The following is a 3,015-nucleotide window of genomic DNA, read 5'->3' as shown; positions in this document are numbered from 1 at the left end:
CAACAAGTTGCCTAGGCTTTTTTCAAAATGTCCTTTACAAAGGGTACACTTTAAAGTGCGAGGGTTCTAATTATTCTCTGTATTATCATGAGGCTTCCAGTTCGTTACTTCATCTTCCTCATCAAATGCTATTGTAACTTTTGCTACCCCTTTTTGACTTAGTAACAGCTGGGTTAAATGATCACGTACATCATCTAAGTAAGCAAGTGAAAGATCGGGATTCGTCTCCGCAACAAGCTCAACGTGTAGGAATTCTCCTTCTTTAATAACCTCAAGTCGTGCAATATCATAAACATGAGGGTCCGCCAGTACTAGATTGCCGATATGCACTAGCATTTCCTCGTCGGTTTCCCCAATTGCACCACGAGTATTATCGAGAAAAACACGACCAACAACATAAAACATCATAAACCCGATAATCATAGAAACTAATCCTTCAATTTGATAAAAACCAGTGAAGTAAGCGATGACAATTGCTAAAAATGCTAGCACATTCCCGCTAGTAGCTACTAAATCTTCCATCCATACAAGTTTTGTGGCTGGCTTTGCGCGATTTAAATAAGGGACAGATTTTGGGATAGACATAAGGCCGCCATTCTCTATTCCGACTTCATGTAATATTTCCTTCGCTGCTTTATGCAACACGAAAAGCTCTAAAAAGAATCCGAGTAATAGAACACCTAAAGCAATGAGTATACCGTTGGAATTTTCTGTAGGGTGTAAAAAATGGTGCCAGCCTTCCTTAACTGTCTCATACGATAAAATAGCAACAATTAAAACGGCCCCTAAACAAACGAGATTGACAACTCGACCAAATCCATTAGGATAACGTTTTGTAGGAGCCTTCTTAGATAGGGCGGAACCGATAAAAACAAAAAACTGATTCGCTGCATCACCAAACGAGTGCATCATTTCAGCAAACATTGCGACGTTGCCGGTAAAGAAAAAAGCAAAACCCTTAATTGCTCCTAAAAGAAAATTAACAAATGCCGCAATTAAGGAAGGTTTATTTCCTCCTTTTAACAATTGTAATATTTCACCCATTTACAAACCTCCGTTATGCAACATATTCAATTTCAATTTTTTCAACATATTCCAGAGAATGAAGTGTGTTATATATTGAAATGGTATCTTTTGAAATTAATGTGGCGAAGCGAATATCAACCTCGTGCCAAAACTTATTGTCTGCAATTGGGATGTCTTTAATACAAATATTTTCAACAACCATTTTGTTTTCTTTCATTTTAGCTAGCAAAGTGGAAATATTGTCTACATTATTAATATGTACCTTTAAAGAGACTTCACGCATTCGTAATCGTTTAGGTCCGATCTTAATTAAAAAAGGGGCAATTAATTCAATTCCAATGACAACAACTATAACTGTTATCAATGCTTGTATGTAAAAGCCAGCTCCAACAGCGATTCCAATACCAGCAGCGCCCCAAATCATTGCAGCTGTAGTCAAACCGGTAATGCTGTCATTTCCTTTCCGTAATATAACCCCCGCTCCTAGAAAGCCGATTCCACTCACAACCTGTGCTGCTAATCGTAAAGGGTCCATAGTAATATTAATGTCTCCTCTAGGTGGAGTAGTATATGCTGTATCGATTGAGACAATTGTTAGTAAACAGCTAAATGTTGCGATAACTAAGCTTGTTTTTAAGCCCACGGGTTTCTTCTTTAATTCCCTTTCTATTCCGATAATCAAACTTAACGTTCCAGCAATTACGAGCTTAATAATGACTTCTAGTGATGATGTGTCATTGAATAAAAAATCCATAAGATCATCCTTTCAAATATTTCGGATTGAGAATCATTTAAGAATATGTAATAGTAAGAATCGAAGTATAAGGTGGAGGTTTATGTATGAGCAAACCGGTGATAAATCCATACATTCCGATTGTTATTGGTGTCCTATCTGTTTCGCTATCTGCAATTTTCGTAAAATTAGCTAATGCTGAGTCTGGGGTCATTGCTTTTTACAGGATGTTATTTTCTGTGTTAATCATGAGCCCTATTTTTATAATGAAATACCGCTCAGAGTTAAAGTTATTGAATAAAAGAGATTGGCTTTTTTCCTTTATTGCGGGATTATTTTTGGCATTTCACTTTATCCTATGGTTTGAATCATTAGACTATACGTCTGTTGCGAGCTCAACGGTATTAGTTACAATGCAGCCGTTGTTTGCGTTTGTCGGTACCTATTTGTTCTTTAAAGAACAAATATCGTTGAATTCTATTATAGCAGGTATAGTAGCAATTTTTGGCAGTGTATTGATTAGTTGGGGAGATTTTCGAATAAGTGGATCAGCTTTATATGGAGATGTTTTGGCAATAATTGCTTGTGCTCTTATAACGGGCTATTTATTGTTCGGACAAGACGTTCGGAAACGGCTGTCTTTAATTACGTATACAATGGTTGTTTATAGTGTAAGTACAATCTGTTTGTTTTTCTATGTGATAATTATGGGACAATCATTTGGTCCTTACGATAAACAGGAGTGGTTATTGTTTTTATTGCTAGCTATTATCCCTAATCTTTTAGGTCATACTTTGTTTAATTGGTCTATTAAATGGGTGAGTACTAATGTTATATCAATCGCTATATTATTCGAACCGGTAGGAGCGGCTCTTTTAGCTTTGCTTATATTTAATGAGCAATTAGTGATGTCGCAGTTAATTGGAGGCTTTATTGTTATTGTTGGTATCTCAATGTTTGTAGTGGATTTTAAAAGAGTGAAAAGTTTTTTAAAAAAAACTATTGCATAACTTTTCTCAGTGGTGTATATTATTACTTGTCCTTAACGAGACGGAAACACTAAGAAAAATATTTTGGAATAGTGTTGACAAGCTCGAACGGATGAGATATATTTAGAAAGTCGCCTCTGCAATACGAGGTAACGAAATGAACCTTGAAAACTGAACAAGCAAAACGTTAACCATAAAGTTTCATGTTAAATCATGAAACAAAAATTTTGGACATCAAAATTGATGCCAGCAAATGTTTTTGTGTAT

At 35.8% G+C, this 3,015-nt stretch carries 3 protein-coding genes; 1 reads left to right on the top strand and 2 read right to left on the bottom strand.

Annotation, left to right across the window (positions count from 1 at the left end; all coding sequences use genetic code 11):
- Positions 1–66 precede the first annotated feature (66 nt).
- Positions 67–1,044, bottom strand: coding sequence for a cation diffusion facilitator family transporter (locus V4T18_RS18200; RefSeq protein WP_332651864.1), 978 nt, complete (start codon positions 1,042–1,044; stop codon positions 67–69).
- A 13-nt stretch (positions 1,045–1,057) separates the two neighbouring features.
- Positions 1,058–1,780 (bottom strand): MgtC/SapB family protein, encoded by a 723-nt coding sequence (locus tag V4T18_RS18195; protein WP_332651862.1) that lies wholly within the window; start codon positions 1,778–1,780, stop codon positions 1,058–1,060.
- Between the two features lie 86 nt (positions 1,781–1,866).
- Here V4T18_RS18195 and V4T18_RS18190 point away from each other — a divergent pair, with 86 nt between their 5' ends.
- Entirely contained in the window at positions 1,867–2,769 is a 903-nt protein-coding gene (locus V4T18_RS18190) for a DMT family transporter (RefSeq protein WP_332651860.1), read from the top strand.
- Positions 2,770–3,015: the final 246 nt, after the last annotated feature.

Source organism: Lysinibacillus sp. 54212, from assembly GCF_036662795.1.
In the GTDB taxonomy this organism is placed as follows: Bacteria; Bacillota; Bacilli; order Bacillales_A; family Planococcaceae; genus Lysinibacillus_B.
The sequence above is the reverse complement of the archived record's forward strand: the minus strand, read 5'-3'. Positions and strand labels throughout refer to the sequence as shown.